Annotated in this window: 16 protein-coding genes; 7 read left to right on the top strand and 9 right to left on the bottom strand. The window is 73.0% G+C overall.

Features of this window, described 5'->3' with window-relative positions; all coding sequences use genetic code 11:
• Positions 1–81: 81 nt before the first annotated feature.
• Positions 82–1629: a cytochrome P450 gene (locus ACIQ1J_RS08415; RefSeq protein ID WP_403555243.1), complete on the top strand. Its 1548-nt coding sequence runs from the start codon at positions 82–84 to the stop codon at positions 1627–1629.
• On the opposite strand, the gene ACIQ1J_RS08410 is transcribed toward ACIQ1J_RS08415, so the two are convergent.
• From ACIQ1J_RS08410 to ACIQ1J_RS08390, 5 genes are all read right to left on the bottom strand, one after another.
• Positions 1591–2421, bottom strand: coding sequence for a pentapeptide repeat-containing protein (locus tag ACIQ1J_RS08410; RefSeq protein ID WP_403555241.1), 831 nt, complete (start codon positions 2419–2421; stop codon positions 1591–1593). The two genes, ACIQ1J_RS08415 and ACIQ1J_RS08410, sit on opposite strands and share 39 nt — an antisense overlap.
• 68 nt (positions 2422–2489) lie before the next feature.
• The gene (locus ACIQ1J_RS08405) at positions 2490–3410 is read right to left on the bottom strand and encodes a sigma-70 family RNA polymerase sigma factor (protein ID WP_403555239.1); all 921 of its coding nucleotides are present in this window, start codon (positions 3408–3410) and stop codon (positions 2490–2492) included.
• A gap of 49 nt (positions 3411–3459) precedes the next feature.
• Positions 3460–4203: a PIG-L deacetylase family protein gene (locus tag ACIQ1J_RS08400; protein ID WP_403555237.1), complete on the bottom strand. Its 744-nt coding sequence runs from the start codon at positions 4201–4203 to the stop codon at positions 3460–3462.
• Positions 4204–4260: 57 nt separating this feature from the next.
• Entirely contained in the window at positions 4261–5562 is a 1302-nt protein-coding gene (locus ACIQ1J_RS08395) for an alpha/beta fold hydrolase (protein ID WP_403555235.1), read from the bottom strand.
• Positions 5563–5676: 114 nt separating this feature from the next.
• Positions 5677–6702: a LacI family DNA-binding transcriptional regulator gene (locus ACIQ1J_RS08390; RefSeq protein WP_403555233.1), complete on the bottom strand. Its 1026-nt coding sequence runs from the start codon at positions 6700–6702 to the stop codon at positions 5677–5679.
• A gap of 233 nt (positions 6703–6935) precedes the next feature.
• Here ACIQ1J_RS08390 and ACIQ1J_RS08385 point away from each other — a divergent pair, with 233 nt between their 5' ends.
• From ACIQ1J_RS08385 to ACIQ1J_RS08365, 5 genes are all read left to right on the top strand, one after another.
• Complete coding sequence (locus tag ACIQ1J_RS08385; RefSeq protein WP_403555231.1) at positions 6936–7691, top strand: (Fe-S)-binding protein; 756 nt, start codon at positions 6936–6938, stop codon at positions 7689–7691.
• Positions 7688–9166, top strand: coding sequence for a LutB/LldF family L-lactate oxidation iron-sulfur protein (locus tag ACIQ1J_RS08380; protein ID WP_403555229.1), 1479 nt, complete (start codon positions 7688–7690; stop codon positions 9164–9166). The genes ACIQ1J_RS08385 and ACIQ1J_RS08380 overlap by 4 nt, the downstream gene beginning before the upstream one ends.
• Positions 9163–9795, top strand: a complete 633-nt coding sequence (locus ACIQ1J_RS08375; protein WP_403555227.1) for a lactate utilization protein C — start codon at positions 9163–9165, stop codon at positions 9793–9795. The genes ACIQ1J_RS08380 and ACIQ1J_RS08375 overlap by 4 nt, the downstream gene beginning before the upstream one ends.
• Positions 9796–9982: 187 nt before the next feature.
• The gene (locus ACIQ1J_RS08370; RefSeq protein ID WP_210963896.1) at positions 9983–10768 is read left to right on the top strand and encodes an ABC transporter ATP-binding protein; all 786 of its coding nucleotides are present in this window, start codon (positions 9983–9985) and stop codon (positions 10766–10768) included.
• A 3-nt stretch (positions 10769–10771) separates the two neighbouring features.
• Complete coding sequence (locus ACIQ1J_RS08365) at positions 10772–12082, top strand: FtsX-like permease family protein (RefSeq protein ID WP_403555225.1); 1311 nt, start codon at positions 10772–10774, stop codon at positions 12080–12082.
• Positions 12083–12168: 86 nt separating this feature from the next.
• Here the strand turns inward: ACIQ1J_RS08365 and ACIQ1J_RS08360 are convergent, their stop codons facing one another.
• From ACIQ1J_RS08360 to ACIQ1J_RS08350, 3 genes are all read right to left on the bottom strand, one after another.
• Positions 12169–12528 carry a cupin domain-containing protein gene (locus tag ACIQ1J_RS08360; protein ID WP_403555223.1) on the bottom strand — a complete coding sequence of 120 codons (360 nt, stop codon included), beginning with the start codon at positions 12526–12528 and terminating at the stop codon, positions 12169–12171.
• A gap of 79 nt (positions 12529–12607) precedes the next feature.
• On the bottom strand, positions 12608–13585 hold the full coding sequence (locus ACIQ1J_RS08355) for a pyridoxal-phosphate dependent enzyme (protein ID WP_403555221.1): 978 nt from the start codon (positions 13583–13585) through the stop codon (positions 12608–12610).
• Positions 13582–14274, bottom strand: a complete 693-nt coding sequence (locus ACIQ1J_RS08350; protein WP_403555219.1) for a transcriptional regulator — start codon at positions 14272–14274, stop codon at positions 13582–13584. The genes ACIQ1J_RS08355 and ACIQ1J_RS08350 overlap by 4 nt, the downstream gene beginning before the upstream one ends.
• Positions 14275–14508: 234 nt before the next feature.
• Between ACIQ1J_RS08350 and ACIQ1J_RS08345 the strand changes: the two genes are divergently transcribed.
• Entirely contained in the window at positions 14509–15309 is an 801-nt protein-coding gene (locus tag ACIQ1J_RS08345; RefSeq protein WP_403555217.1) for a class I SAM-dependent DNA methyltransferase, read from the top strand.
• 58 nt (positions 15310–15367) lie between these two features.
• On the opposite strand, the gene ACIQ1J_RS08340 is transcribed toward ACIQ1J_RS08345, so the two are convergent.
• Positions 15368–15673: a hypothetical protein gene (locus ACIQ1J_RS08340; RefSeq protein WP_403555215.1), complete on the bottom strand. Its 306-nt coding sequence runs from the start codon at positions 15671–15673 to the stop codon at positions 15368–15370.
• Between the last annotated feature and the right edge of the window lie 324 nt (positions 15674–15997).

Below are 15997 nucleotides of genomic sequence, written 5' to 3'. Positions count from 1 at the left end.
CTGAACCGCGTTATTGAATCCATGTACAACAGGCTTGCCTCGGCACACGCAACACGCCGCTGCGTCAAGGGAGATCGCGTCATGGCGGAGACGACGAACGGAACGAAACCGGACGGACTGCCGAAGGGCTTCCGCAGCGCCGAGCTGGGCTGGCCCGAACTGCGTCGCCTCCCGCGTCCGCCGTACCGGCTCCCCCTGCTGGGGGACGTGGTGGGCGCGAGCAGGCACACCCCGATGCAGGACTCGCTGCGCTACGCCCGGCAGCTGGGGCCGATATTCCGGCGGCGGGCCTTCGGCAAGGAGTTCGTGTTCGTGTGGGGCGCCTCGCTCACCGCCGATCTCGCCGACGAGGGGCGGTTCGCCAAGCATGTGGGACTCGGCGTGGCCAACCTGCGGTCGATCGCCGGGGACGGGCTGTTCACGGCGTACAACCACGAGTCCAACTGGCAGCTCGCGCACGACGTCCTGGCGCCCGGGTTCAGCCGCGAGGCCATGGCGGGCTACCACGTGATGATGCTGGACGTGGCCGGACGGCTCACGGACCAGTGGGACCGGGCGCAGGCGGCGGGGCGGGCGGTGGACGTGCCCGGCGACATGACCAAGCTGACGCTGGAGACGATCGCGCGCACCGGCTTCGGGCACGACTTCGGGTCCTTCGAGCGCGCCCGGCTCCATCCCTTCGTGACCGCGATGGTGGGCACACTCACCTACGCACAGCGCCTCAACACCGTGCCCGCCCCGCTGGCCCCGTGGCTGCTGCGCGGCGCGAGCCGCCGCAACGCCGCCGACATCGCCTACCTGAACCGCACCGTCGACGGCCTGGTCCGCGCCCGCACAGCCGCCGGCGGCGACGGCGAGGGCGACCTGCTCGACCGGATGCTGGAGACCGCACATCCCGAAACCGGTGAGCGGCTGTCGCCGGAGAACGTCCGCCGCCAGGTCATCACCTTTCTGGTGGCCGGGCACGAAACCACCTCGGGCGCGCTCTCCTTCGCCCTGCACTACCTCGCGCAGCACCCCGACGTCGCGTCCCGGGCCCGGGACGAGGTGGACCGGGTGTGGGGCGACACGCAGGCGCCCGGCTACGAGCAGGTGGCCAAACTGCGCTACCTGCGCCGGGTGCTGGACGAGTCGCTGCGGCTGTGGCCGACCGCGCCCGCCTTCGCTCGGGAGGCCCGCCGGGACACGGTGCTGGGCGGTGAGCATCCGATGCGGCGCGGTGCCTGGGCGCTGGTGCTCGCGGGGATGCTGCACCGCGACCCGGAGGTCTGGGGACCGGACGCCGAGCGGTTCGATCCGGACCGCTTCGACGCCAAGGCCGTACGGTCGCGTGCCCCGCACACCTTCAAGCCGTTCGGAACGGGGGCGCGGGCGTGCATCGGGCGGCAGTTCGCGCTGCACGAGGCGACGCTGGTCCTGGGGCTGCTGCTGCGCCGCTACGAGCTGCGGCCCGACCCGGACTACCGGCTCCGGGTGACCGAGCGGCTGACGCTGATGCCGGAAGGACTGCGGCTGCGGCTGGACCGGCGGACCGCGGCCGGCCGGCCCGGGGGCACTCCTGACCGCGCCGCCGTCGCCGAGGACGCCGCCTCAGCGCCCCGCTGTCCAGTGCAGGGGATGGGTGACTGACCCGGGCAGTGTCGTACCGGCGCTGCCCCGGGCCGCGGTGAGCTGCGGCTGGGTCAGGAAGAAGGCGCCGGTCAGGTCGGCGTCCGTGAGGTCGGCGTCGCGCAGGTCGGCGCCGATCAGGTCCGCGCCCCGCAGATCCGCGCCGGTGAGGTCGGCGGCGATGAGGTAGGCCCCGCGCAGATCGGCCCCGCTGAGATCGGCGCCCTTGAGGCGGGCGCCCATGAGGTCGGCGTTGCGGCGGTTCTTCTTCTTGCCGCGTGTCCCGGCCCGCACGAGTTCGCTGGTGCGCAGCAGCAGCGTGTTGACCCGCTGCCGGTGCTCGGCGACGTCGAGGGCGGCCAGCTCGTCGGGGGACCCGTCGGTGAGGCGCTCGGTGTCGGTCAGGGCGCGGCGAAGGTCGGCGTGGACCGGGCGGGCCGCGGGCAGGGTCAGCGCCTCGGTCAGGTACCAGAGCAGTTCGTGCAACTGGCGGACGACCGGGAACACGTCGAGGACGCGGCGGGTTCGCTCCGGCGGGCCGGTGCGCCAGTCCTGTCCGCCGAAGGTGACCTGCGAGACCTTCTGTCCGGCGCCGAAGCAGTCGTAGACCGTGCAGCCGGTGAAGCCGCTCTGCCGCAGCCGCGCGTGGATACCGCAGCGGTGGTCGCCCTGAAGGTTCGGGCAGGGCTTTCCGGCGTCCTTGTCGACGGCGAAGTCCGCCGAGCGGGAGAAGGGCAGGGCCACGCAGCACAGGCCGAAGCAGCGCTCGCAGTCGCCGCGCAGTTCCGCCTGGTCAGTCGTGTTTCCTCGCATGACGTCGAGGATACGGGCCGCCGTCGCACCACCGCGCCGCCGGCCCCGGTCCCGGTGGGCGGCGCCGGTCAGGCCTCCAGGGCGGTCAGGTCCAGTCGGGCCAGCCGCTCGGGGTCGGACAGGATGTAGAGGCCGGTGATGAGCCCGTCGACGACGGTGACGTAGGTGACCGACCGCGGACGTCCCTCCGACACGGCGACGGTGCCGACCGCGTCGTTGACCAGGGCGAGACGTGCGAGACCGGCGAGATGGCGGAAGTGGAACGCTCCGGTGGCGACCGTCCGCGCCCCCCGCACCACCTTCGACGCCGCCACGCCCGCGGCCGACGCGCCGGCGTCGGCCCGCAGCACCACATCCGGGTGGAGGACGGACACCAGGGCCTCGAAGTCGCCGGCGCGGCTGGCTGCCAGGAACGCCTCGACGGCCTGACGCTGCCGGCCGAGATCGGGATCGGCCGCGGGTGTGGCCTCCCGGGCCCGGCGCCGGGCCCGGGAGGCCAGCTGCCGGGTGGCGGCCGGGCTGCGCTCGACGATCGTCGCGATGTCGTCGAAGGGCACGGAGAACATGTCGTGCAGCACGAACGCCAGCCGCTCGGCGGGCTCCAGGGTCTCCAGTACGACCAGCAGCGCCAGGCCCACCGAGTCGGTGTGCAGGGCCTCCTGCTCCGGATCGCCCTGCGGCAGTGCCCTCAGCACGGGGTCCGGGACGAAGGTGTCGAAGCCTTCGGCCATCGGCTCCTCGCGGCGCGCGGTGCGTGAGCGCAGCAGGTCCAGGCAGACCCGGCCGGTCACGGTGGTCAGCCAGGCACCGAGGTTGTCGATGCCGTCCGCGCGGGTGCGGTCCAGGCGCAGCCACGCCTCCTGCACGGCGTCCTCCGCCTCGGTCAGCGAACCGAGCATGCGGTAGGCCACGGCCTTCAGCTGCCCCCGGTGCTCCTCGAACCGCTCCGCCAGACGCTGCTGCCCCCGCGCGTCCGGTTCCTCCCGCACGCTCCGTTCCCCCCGCACGTAATGCTCCCCCCGCTCCCCCACCACGCCGCTACCGTCCGAAGACTTCGAAGGTCACCGCCGGCTTACCGCCGAACCGCTCACCCGCCGCCTCGGCGAACCCGACGAGGAATCCGCGCACGTACGTCTCCGGGTCCTCGTCGGTCAGCGCCTCGATGTACGTGCGGTGTTCCAGCAGGGAGCGCACCGCGCGCTCCAGCCCCGGCGTGGCGTCCACGGCGTGCGTGGGCGAGGAGGAGCCCGCGACGGCGACCCAGCGCACGCCGTCCCAGGGTTCGAGGCCCTGCTCGGTCAGCTCCGGGAAGATCCACCGGTTGCCGGCGTCGCCCGCCGCGTCGAGCGTGGCACGGCCGACGGCGACGTGGTCCGGGGTGTTCCAGGCGACGCCGCCCCAGGTGTCCCGGTGGTTCATGGTGATGACCAGCTCGGGGCGGTACTTGCGGATCGCGGCGGCGATGTCGCGGCGCAGGGCGGTGCCGTACTCGACGACACCGTCCCGGTGGTCGAGGAACTCCACCTCGCTCACCCCGACGACGGCCGCGCTCGCCCGCTGCTCCCGCTCCCGCACGGGGCCGCACTCGGCGGGCGCCAGCGTGTCGATGCCCGCCTCGCCGCGGGTCGCGAGGACGTAAGCGACCTCGCGGCCCTCGTCGGTCCAGGCCGCGATCGCCGCCGAGCAGCCGTACTCCAGGTCGTCCGGGTGGGCGACGACGGCCAGGGCGCGCCGCCAGTCGCCGGGCATGGGCTCCAGTTGCGTGATCGTCGGCTCCGTCATGCCCGCACATTAACCCGTGCCGCTGACATCCCACCCGGAATTCGAACGCGGCGCCGTTCAGGCCTCGTCGCGGGCGAGTGCGAGCAGCCGGTCCAGGACGCGGGGGCCGCCGGCCCGTACGCCGTCGTGCTCGAACTCGTCGGTGACCCAGGTGCGCAGGCCGCGGATCGCGCGTGCCGTGGTCAGCGCGTGGCCGGTGTCGACGTACATGTCGTCGTGGTACACGGCGGCGGCGGCCGGCACCTCGTTGGCGGCGAGGCGGGCCGGGTCGTACAGGGGCGTCCAGTCGGTGCGGGCGGCGAGCAGTTCGGCGGTCTCGCGCAGCGGGCGCAGCGCCGGGTCGCAGTCGAACATCCAGGGGTGGACGGACTCGCCGGTGAACAGCAGCGGTTCGTCGCCGGAGAGGGCCTTGGCGGCGTCGAAGCGCGGGAACTCGGCGCGGACCCGCTCGGCCGACCAGTCGGTGGGGCGCGCGTCCTGGCCGTAGATCGCCTCGTGGACCAGGGCGTAGAGCGGGTGGCCGGCGTACGACAGCAGGCCCTGGACCTGCTCCTGGAAGGCGTCGGACAGTTCGTGTCCGCGCGGGGTGCGGACGAAGGCGTCCTCCAGGAGGAAGTGCAGGCGGTGGCTTCCCTCACCGCCGCCGAGGAGGATACCGAGGGACTGGAAGGCCTCCACGGTGAGCCGGTAGCCGTTCGGGAGGACCACGTCGTGGGTGAGCAGGTGGTCGGCGATGCGGCGCGCGCGCTCGACGTCCTCGGGGTAGCGGGCGTAGTGCGCGACGACCTTGCGCTCGATGCGCGGGTAGGCGGCCCGGTAGACGTCGTCCGCGTGGGCGTCCAGGGAGGGCAGGCCACCGGTGATCAGGGCGGTGCTCAGCCCCTCGGGGGCCAGCGACAGGTAAGCGACGGTGCAGAAGCCGCCGAAGCTCTGGCCGAGGACGGTCCAGGGGGCGCCGCCGGTGACCTGGGGGCGGATGGCCTCGCAGTCGCGGACGATGCCGTCGGCACGGAAGTGCGCGAGGTAGTCGGCCTGCTCGGCGGGGCCGCCGCGCAGCGGCAGCGTCTGGCGGTTGGCGGGCGTGGAGGCGCCGGTGCCGCGCTGGTCCAGGAGCAGCACCCGGTAGTCCTTCAGGGCGCGGCCGAGCCAGGCGGGACGCCCGATGAAACGGTTCGCCCCGAAGCCGGGGCCGCCCTGGAGATAGACCAGCCACGGCAGGTTCTGGCCCGTCCTGTCGCTCGCCACGGCCTCGCGGGCGTACAGCTCGATCGTCTCCCCGGAGGGGTTCGCGTGGTCGAGGGGCACGGTGAAACGGCGGTCGGTGAGGACGACGCCGGGCTGACGGTAGCTGACGCTCAACGGGGCTCCCGGAACGGATGGACCATACGGACGGGTCTTTCGGCCGTGTCCAGTTCAGCACACGGTTCTGCGGCGTCCGACCCCCGGGAGGGAAGATTCGCGCTGAACGACGGGTCAGCGGGCGGCGAGGCTGGAACGCCGCACGACCAGTTCGGGCCGGAGCACGACCCGCCGGTGTGTGTGGGCCCGGTCCGCGCCCTGCGACTCCGTCTCCTCCAGCAGCAGCCCGGCGGCCATGGCGCCCATGGTGACGGCCGGCTGGCGCACGGAGGTGAGCGGGACGGCCGCGGCGGCGGCGAACTCGATGTCGTCGTAGCCGACGATCGCGAGGTCGTCGGGGACGCCGACCCCGGCGGCGTACACGGCCTGGAGGACGCCGAGGGCGAGGAGGTCGTTGGCGCAGAAGACGGCGGTCGGCCGGTCGGAGAGGCCGAGGAGGCGGGCGCCGGCGTCCCGGCCCGCGGCGACGTCGAGCCGCTCGGTGGGCAGTTCGCGCAGCGCGTCGGGACCCAGTCCGGCCTCGGCGAGCGCGTGCAGGGCGCCGGTGCGGCGGTCGCGCACCTGGTTGAGGCCGGGCGGGCCGCTGACGTAGGCGATGGAGCGGTGTCCGGCGTCCACGAGGTGACGTACCGCCAGGGCACCGCCCGCGACGTCGTCGACGGAGACGGAGCACTCGGTGGTGCCCTCGGCGACACGGTCGACCAGCACGAAGGGGATGTTGTGCCGCCGGAAGCCCTCGATGTTGCGGCCGGTGGCGTCGGCCGGGGTCAGCAGTACGCCGCGGACCCGCTGCTCGGCGAAGAGCGAGAGGTACTCGGCCTCCTCCCCCGGGTTCTGGGCGCTGTTGCAGACCATCACGCCGAGCCCGGCGTCGCGCGCGGCCCGCTCGGCGCCGCGCGCGACGTCGACGAAGAAGGGGTTGCCCATGTCCAGGACGAGCAGCCCCATGATGCGGCTGCGGCCCGCGCGCAGCTGGCGCGCGGACTCGCTGCGGACGTAGCCGAGCCGGTCGATCTCGGCCAGTACGCGCGCGCGGGTCTCGGTCGCCACGGTGTCGGGGCGGTTGATGACGTTGGAGACCGTGCCCACGGATACTCCGGCGGCTCGGGCGACGTCCTTGATACCCACCGAATGGGCCATCGGGCAGGGACCTCCAGGGTCGGGCTGGGCAACGCACCGGGACGTGGGCGGCCGGAAGACCTTCACACATTACCCGCGCCGCCCTGCGGAGGCTCCCGTCAGGCGCGGCAGCCGGAAGCGGGCGGCCTGGAGGGACGCGCCGACGGGGGTCTCCCCCTGCCCGGGTATGCCGACTACCCTGCGGTCCATCCGATGATCACGATGTTCGAGCCGGCCGATCACAAGGAGCCGCGATGCGTGTCGCCCTGTTCCTGACCTGCGTCAACGACACGTTGTATCCGGACACCGGCCGTGCCGTGGTGAAGCTGCTGACCAGACTGGGCGTCGAGGTCGACTTCCCGATGGCCCAGACGTGCTGCGGGCAGGCGCACTACAACACCGGGTACCGGCACGAGGCGGAGCCGCTGGCCCGGCGCTTCTCGGAGGTGTTCGCGGAGTACGAGGCGATCGTGACGCCGTCGGCTTCCTGCGGGGCGATGGTGCGGGAGCTGTATCCGCGGATGGGTGAGCGGGCGCGGGCGGAGGGGCGCGGGGACAAGCTCGCGGCCGCTGTGGCGCCGGTGGGACCGAAGACGTACGAGCTGACGGAGTTCCTGGTGGACGTGCTGGGGCTCACGGACGTGGGGGCGTACTACCCGCACACGGTGACGTACCACCCGACCTGCCACGGGCTGCGGAGTCTGGGCCTCGGCGACCGGCCCCGGCGGCTGCTGGAGGCGGTGAAGGGGCTGGAGCTGGTCGAGCTGCCGGGCGCCGAGGAGTGCTGCGGCTTCGGCGGCACTTTCGCCGTGAAGAACTCCGACGTGTCGGCCGCGATGGGCGCGGACAAGGTGCGCAACGCCGAGTCCACCGGCGCCGAGGTGCTGTGCGCGGCCGACAACTCCTGCCTGATGCACATCGGCGGGACCATGACGCGGCTGCGGACGGGCATGCGGCCGGTGCACATCGCGGAGATCCTGGCGGGCGCGGAGGAGGCGGTGACCGTATGAGCGGGACCTACCTGGGGATGCCGGCCTTTCCCGAGGCCGCGCGTGCGGCCGTACACGATCCGGGGCTGCGCGGGAATCTGCGGCACGCGACGCACACCATCCGGGACAAGCGGGCCCGGGCGGTCGCGGAGCTGGACGACTGGGCGCAGCTGCGGGAGGCCGGGAAGCGGATCAAGGATCACACGCTGCGGTATCTGGACCGGTATCTGGTGCGGGTGGAGGAGGCGGTGACGGCGGCCGGGGGGACGGTGCACTGGGCCGCCGACGCCGAGGAGGCCAACCGGATCGTCGCGGACCTGGTGAAGGCGACCGGGGAGTCGGAGGTCGTCAAGGTCAAGTCGATGGCGACGCAGGAGATCGGTCTCAACGAGGCGCTGGAGGCGGAGGGCATCCGCGCCTACGAGACCGATCTCGCCGAGCTGATCGTGCAGTTGGGCGGGGACCGGCCCTCGCACATCCTGGTGCCGGCGATCCACCGCAACCGCGGTGAGATCCGGGACATCTTCCGCTCCGAGATGGGCGAGTGGGGCCGCCCGGCCCCCGAGGGCCTGACCGACACGCCCGCCGAACTCGCCGAGGCGGCCCGGCTCCACCTGCGGGAGAAGTTCCTGCGCGCCAAGGTCGGCATCTCCGGCGCCAACTTCATGGTCGCCGAGACCGGCACGCTCGTGGTCGTGGAGTCCGAGGGCAACGGCCGGATGTGCCTGACCCTGCCCGAGACCCTGATCTCGGTCGTCGGCATCGAGAAGGTGGTTCCCACCTGGCGTGATCTCGAGGTCTTCCTCCAGCTCCTGCCCCGCTCGTCCACCGCCGAGCGGATGAACCCGTACACGTCCATGTGGACGGGCACGACCGACGGCGACGGCCCCCGTGCCTTCCACCTGGTCCTGCTGGACAACGGCCGCACCGACACCCTCGCCGACGAGGTCGGCCGCCAGGCACTGCGCTGCATCCGCTGCTCGGCGTGCCTCAACGTCTGCCCGGTCTACGAGCGGGCCGGGGGCCACGCCTACGGCTCGGTGTACCCGGGCCCGATCGGGGCCATCCTCAGCCCGCAACTGCGGGGCACGGGCAGCGAGATCGACGCCTCCCTGCCGTACGCGTCCTCGCTGTGCGGTGCCTGCTACGAGGTGTGCCCGGTCGCCATCGACATCCCCGAAGTCCTGGTCCACCTGCGGGAGCGGGTGGTGCAGGGCGGCACGGCCGTCCGGCAGGGCAACCGGGTCGTCCTGAAGCCGGCCAGGGGGCATGCCGCCGAGCGGGCGGCGATGCGGGCGGCGCAGTGGGCGTTCACGCACCCGGGCGCGCTGCGTGCCGGGCAGCGGCTGACGTCGCGGACCCGGCGGCTCCATCCCCGCACGCTCCCCGGACCGGGCCGGGCGTGGAGCGGCAGCCGGGATCTTCCCGAGGTTCCCGCGGAGCCGTTCCGCGACTGGTGGCAGCGTACGCGCGGTGGGAAGGACGGGGCGAAGTGAGCAGCAGGGAACGCGTTCTGGGCCGGGTACGGCGTGCTCTCGCGGACGTGCCGGCCGACGAGGCTCCGGTCGTGCGGGACTATCTGCGCGAGCACGGGCGGCGCGGCGCCGCCGAGACGGTGGACCTGCTCGCCGGGAACCTGGCGGACTACCGGGCGATCGTGCACCGGTGCACGGACGCGCACTTGCCCGAGCTGCTGATGCGGCTTCTGGCGGCACGCGGCTCGCAGAGCGTGGTGGTTCCGCCAAAGCTGCCTCCGCACTGGCTCAAGGCGGTCGACGCGACCCGCGTCCACGACCGCGCGGCGAGCACCCCGCAGGACCTCGACCGGGCCGACAGCGTGGTCACGGGCTGCGCGGTCGCCGTCGCCGAGACCGGCACCATCGTCCTGGACGGCTCCCCCGACCAGGGCCGCCGCCGCATCACCCTCGTCCCCGACCACCACGTCTGCGTCGTACGGGTGCCGGACCAGGTGGTGTCATCGGTTCCCCAGGCCCTCGAACGCCTGGACCCCGCCCGTCCGTCGACCTGGATCTCCGGTCCGTCGGCGACCAGTGACATCGAGCTGGACCGGGTCGAGGGGGTGCACGGTCCGCGCACGCTGGAGGTGGTGCTGGTGGAGGGGTGAGCGGGCAGGCGGTGAGCGGGCAGGCGGTGAGCGGGCAGGCGGTGAGCGGTCCGGACGGATGCCTGGCCCTGGTGTCGCTGAGTACACCCTCCGATAGGGGCTCTGCGCCCAGTGTGCCCCGGCGTCCCGCTCCGTAGCGTCCTCGGTGAGGCAGCGCACAGGGCGTGCCGCACGGAGGGTGATGACGATGTTCCGCACCGGCGCACGAGCCGACCACGACCCGGGCCCCGCCCCGGAGGCGCTGCGGCTGGTCAAGGTGACCCGGACCTACGGCACCGCCGAGAACGCCGTGACCGCGCTGGACGGGGTGACGCTCAGCCTGGGGCGCGGCACGTTCACCGCGGTGATGGGACCGTCGGGCTCGGGCAAGTCCACGCTGCTGCAGTGCGCGGCGGGTCTCGACCGGCCGGACAGCGGCATCGTGTGCGTGGACGGCACCGAGCTGACGGGCGGCGGCGAGGCGGAGCTGACGAAGTTCCGGCGCGGCCGGGTCGGGTTCGTTTTCCAGCAGTACAACCTGCTGGAGACGCTGACGGTCGCACAGAACACGGTGCTGCCGCTGAAGCTCGCCGGGCGCCGGGTCGACCGGAGGCGGGCCCGCGAGATCCTGACCACCGTCGGCCTCGGGGACCGGCTCGGGCACCGTCCCGACCAGCTCTCCGGCGGTCAGCGGCAGCGGGTGGCGATCGCCCGTGCCCTGGTCACCGAGCCCCGGGTGATCTTCGCGGACGAGCCGACGGGCGCGCTGGACACACGCAGCGCACGGCAGGTGATGCTGCTGTTGCAGGGAGCGGTGCGGGTGCACGGCCGGACCGTGGTGATGGTGACGCACGACCCGGTGGCCGCCTCGTACGCCGACTCGGTCGTCTTCCTCGCCGACGGCCGGCTCGCGGGGCGGATGGACTCTCCGACGCCGGACGCGGTCGCGGAGCGGCTGGCGCACCTCGGCGACGACGTGCCGACGGGGGTGTGAACGATGTTCGTACTGGCCCTGCGGTCGATCCGGCAACGCCCCGGACGGTTTCTCGCGACTCTGCTGTCCGCCTTCCTGGGCGCGGCGATCATCATGGTGTTCAACTCGATGCACGACACGGCGGGACAGGACGGCGTGGATCCGGTCAGCTCGGAGACGCTGGGCACGGCGGCGGGGGTCGTGGGCGGCTACGGGTCCCTGCTGGTGTTCTTCGCCGTGGCCTCGACGCTGACGGTCAACGTGCGTCAGCGGGCCGCCGAGCTGGAGCTGTTGCGCTGCTCGGGGGCGACCCCCGCCCAGATCAAGCGGATGGTCGTGGGTGAGGCGGTGGCCGTGGCGCTGGTGGGCACGGCGCTGGCGATCGGTCCGGCGATGCTCGGTGGACGGGCGCTGCTGGAGATGTTCCAGGACGGCGGCCAGGTGGCGCGGTCCGTCGGGTACTCCTTCGGCCCGATCGCGCTGATGAGCGGCGTGCACATCACGCTGCTCGCGTCGGCGGGCGCCGCCTTCCTGGCGGTGCGGCGGGTGACGCGGGGCAGCAGGGAGCGGGCGGGAGCCCGGCGGTTCCTGACGTACGCCGCGCTGGTCACCGGTGCCGCGGGTGCCTGCTCCACCTTCCTGTTGTCCGCATCGGACGAGGGGCTGATGGCGCCGCCGGCCTACGGGGCGATCCTGTTGTCGGTCGGCTTCGCGCTGCTGTCGCCGCGGCTGCTGAGGGGCGTGCTGCACCGGCTGCCGCTGAGCGGGGCGAGCGGCTGGCTGGCCGTACGCAATCTGCGGGAGCGGGCCGGTCACCTCGCCGGGATCCTCATGTCGCTGATCCTGTTCACGGCGGTGTCGACCGCCACGGTGACCATGCAGGCGGTGGAGAGCGACGCCGTGCGGGCCTCCGGTCTGGTCAAGTCGGTCGACGCCAAGAACCTGGAGACGCTCAATCTCACGGTGGTCGGCATCATCGCGGTGTTCGTCGGCGTGATGCTGGTCAACTCGCTGTACGCGGCGACGACGTACCGCTCCCGTGAGTTCGGGCAGCAGCGGCTTGCGGGTGCGACTCCGGGGCAGGTGCTGGGTGTGGTCGGCGCCGAGAGCGCGATTCTGACGGTCACCGGGGTGTTCTTCGGCACGGTGGCCGCGCTGGCCGGGGTGGTGCCGTTCACGGTCGTGCGTACCGACGCGGTGCTTCCGGACCAGTTCCTCGGGGTCTGGCTCGCGATGGTGTCGGTGTCGGCGGCGGTGACGCTGGGGACGAGCCTGGTGACGGCCCGGCGGGTGCTGCGTACGCCGGCGGTCGGGGCGGTGGCGCAGGCCGCGTGAGCCGGGAGCCGGAGGGGGTGGCCGTCGCGACGGCCACCCCCTCCTCTCGTTGCCCGCGGTTCCTCGTGTGACGTGCCGGTCTCCGCCTATTCGGCCTTGGCGTACTCCTTGGCCATGCCTCCGGCGAAGTCGTAGACGACGCACTGTCCGTCGCCCACGACCCAGGCGTCGTGGCCGGGCGAGCAGACGAAGACGTCGCCGGGGCCCACCTCGCTCTCGGCGCCGTCGTCCATGCGGACGTGCATGCGTCCCTCGACCACATAGCAGTTGTGGTGGATCATGCAGCTGTCGGTGCCCGCGATGGGAGCTACGGACTCCGACCAGCGCCAGCCCGGCTCGAAGGTGGCGACGGCGAAGTCGAGCCCTCCCATGTGCACGGCCTCGATGTGCCCGCGGGGGAAATCGCGCCGCTCGTCCGGCTTGTCGAGCGTCTTTGCCTCGAACATGACGCTTCTCCTTTCCCTGGCCCCACCACTCCATCGTCCGCCTGTCAACTCGGGGCCGCCATCCGGGGGACGCTCACGGTCAGCGCGGTGTGCCGCACAGACGGGCGAAGCGTTCGGCGTCCACGTTCCCGCCGGAGAGGATCACGCCCACGCGGCCGGTCAGCGGGCCGGCGCGGCCGGTGAGGAGGGCGGCCAGCGGAGTGGCGCCGCTCGGTTCGAGGACGGTCTTCAGCCGTTCGAAGGCGAAGCGCATCGCATCCCGGATCTCGTCGTCGCTGACCAGCACGATCCCGTCGAGCAGTCGCCGGTTGAGGGAGAAGGTCAGCTCGCCGGGGGTGTGCAGGGCCTGGCCGTCGGCGATGGTGCGCGGGACCGGGACGGTGACGCGCCGACCCGCCTCCAGGGACCGCTTGGTGTCGTCGCCGGCCTCCGGTTCGACGCCGATGACCCGGGTGCCGGCGTGCAGACCCTTGACGGCGGTGGCGCTCCCGGCGATCAGTCCGCCGCCGCCGACCGGTGCGATCAGGGTGTCCAGTGGTCCCGTCTCCTCGACGAGTTCGAGGGCGGCGGTGCCTTGTCCGGCGATGACGTGCGGGTGCTCGTAGGGCGGGATCAGGCTCAGCCCGCGTTCGGCGGCCAGGGCCTCGGCGACGGCGACACGGTCGCCGGTGTAGCGGTCGTAGGTGACGATCTCGGCGCCGTATCCGGCGGTGGCCGCCCGCTTGGAGGGCGGCGCGTCCTCGGGCATGACGATCACGGCGGTGGTGCCCAGCTCGCGCGCGGCGAGGGCGACCGCCTGGGCGTGGTTACCGGAGGAGTAGGCGGCGATGCCGCGGGAGAGTTGTTCCGGCGTGAGGCGGGAGGCCGCGTGGTAGGCGCCGCGGAACTTGAAGGCGCCCACCCGCTGCTGGTTCTCGCACTTGAGGAAGGTGTCGGCGCCCGCCAGGGCGTCCAGGGTGCGCGAGCGCAGCACCGGGGTGCGGTGCGCGACGCCCCGCAGGCGGGCGGCGGCGGAGCGGACGTCGTCGAGGGTGACCGGCGGGGTGGTGGTCGTCACGCGTGTCCTCCAGCGGGGTCGGCGGCCGGGTCGGCCGCGGCGCGGGCCTGGGAGAGGTAGTTGTAGGCGGAGGCCCGGGAGATGCCGAGCCGGGCGGCGACCTGCTCGACCGAGCGGCGTACGGCGAACACGCCGCGCCCGTCCAGGTCGCGGAACAGCTCCAGTCGCTGTGCGCGCTCCAGCGCCGCCCAGCTGCTGTCCCGGCGCAGCGGGTGGGCGTCCACGATGGCGTCGACCACCGCGTCGATGTCGTCGGCGAAGGTGGTCGCCGGTGGGTCGGCGGAGCCGGCCGCGGTGCCGGCCAGGGCGCCGAGCAGGGACTGGGTCCGGTCCACGGCGGTGACGTCCAGGTTGACGCACAGGGCGCCGAACACGGCCCCGGTGGAGTCGCGCAGCACCATGGTGGAGGACTTCAGCAGGGTGCCGTCGGCCGTCCGCGTGACGTAGTTCAGCTCGTCCCGGGCCTCGTCGCCGCGGGCCAGCACGCGCATGCCGATCTCGCTCATCGCCCCGCCCACCGTCCGTCCGGTCACCGAGCCGGCGACGGCCACGACCGACCGCTCGGGGCGTCGGTAGTCGTGCAGGACCACCTCGCAGACCGGTCCGAACGTCGCCGCGATGCCGTCCACGACGGGGCGCAGGGCGGCGAGGACGGCGTCCCGTTCGGCGTCCAGGTCCGGTTCGCTCATCAGAGGCCTCACTACTCGGTTCCGGAGATCTTAGACTACACGTCCACAGCCTGGACTGACAGTCCAGACCGGCGCCCGATCGGCGACTACTGGATATTCCGGGCGGATCGACACGGCCTTCCTCGGCGGCCTCGCACCCGGACTCGCCGTCACCACGGTCCTGTCGCCGCGCCGCCGGGTCTGACACCCTCTGCGGCACCGTCCGTCCCCACGCTCACACGGAGGATCGATCCCATGCCCGAGGACGCCAGGTCCCCGAAGAAGCTGCGCAGCAACCGTGCCGCGCTCAGGCACAAGGTCACGTACGCGCTGCGCCATCCCGAGCGCGTCGGCCCCTACGTGCGCCGGGCCGGCCGGGACGCGTGGCTGCGGATCAAGCACCCGGACCACGTCGGCTACTACCGGGCCGTGATGGCCTCAGACGCCCGCCGCAGCCCGGAGGCCGCGGTCGGCAGCCAGACCCACGACCGGTGGCTGGCGCTCGGGCAGATGCAGTTCGAGTACTTGATCGAGCACGGGCTGCGTCCCGAGCACCACATGCTCGACATCGGCTGCGGCAACCTGCGCGGGGGCCGGCACTTCATCGACCACCTGGACGCGGGGCACTACTACGGCATCGACATCTCGCCGGACATACTGATCGCCGCCAAGAAGACCCTGACCGAGCACGGGCTCCAGGCCAAGCTGCCCCACCTGACCATCACCGGGGACCTCACCCTCGACTTCCTGCCGGGCGACCACTTCGACGTCGTGCACGCGCACAGCGTCTTCTCGCACTCGCCGCTGAACGTGATCGAGGAGTGCCTCTCCCACGTCGGCCGCGTCCTGACCGACACCGGGTTCTTCGACTTCACCTTCGACCGCACCGAGGGCGCCGAACACCAGGTGCTCCGCGAGGACTTCTACTACCGCACCGACACCCTGCTCACGCTGGCCCGCAGGCACGGCCTGCACGCGCGGTTCATGGCGGACTGGGAGAAGCGGCCGCACGGCCAGTCCAAGATCCGTGTCAGCCGCTCGCCGCTGCCGTCGTAGGCGGCGGACAGCGGCGTCCCGGTGGCCGGACCGTCCGCCCGGTCCCCGCGGGCGCAGGTCAGGGCCGCGGGTTGGTGCGCCGCCAGCCGGACCGGGCGTCCGCGCCCCGGCGGCCGGCCGCGGCGGCGCAGCGGGGGCAGACCCGGCGGACCGCGTCGGCCGCGCCGCCGGACTCGGGCAGCACGTCGGTCCAGGGGATCGCCGAAAACCTGGACAGCTGCGAACGGTTGAGGGACAGACCGCACACCGTCTGGTTCATGCCCTGCTCCCACGCGTGCACCTCGCCGGACGGCAGCCAGCGGCCGTCCTCCGGGTCCCACCGGCGACCGGAGGCCGCCACCTCGTAGCGCCGTTTCCTCGCCATCGGCTCGGCCCGCCGCCCTTCTCACCCGTGTACCCGCTCACCGTCCGTTCCGGGTGCCCCGGACGGCCGACGCCCACACGCGCGTACCCCCTCCTGTGTGATCACTCCGCAAGTCATGCCGATTTCGGGTGTTTTGTCTGCTTAGCATGCGGGGTCCACGCATCGCGGGCCGGCGCCACCGCGCGACGAGGCCCGAGCGCGGACGGCGCACACCGGCTCGCCCCGGCGCGAGTACCCCGTGCCGGCGTGCGTGGGGCGACCGCCCGGGGCCCCACCCGGATCCCCGTGCCGCTCGCCCATGGACCGCCCGCCCCGTACGAGAGG

The sequence above is a fragment of the Streptomyces sp. NPDC097107 genome, from assembly GCF_044762405.1.
Lineage (GTDB): Bacteria > Actinomycetota > Actinomycetes > Streptomycetales > Streptomycetaceae > Streptomyces > Streptomyces thinghirensis.
This window is presented reverse-complemented; position numbering and strand designations above follow the sequence as displayed.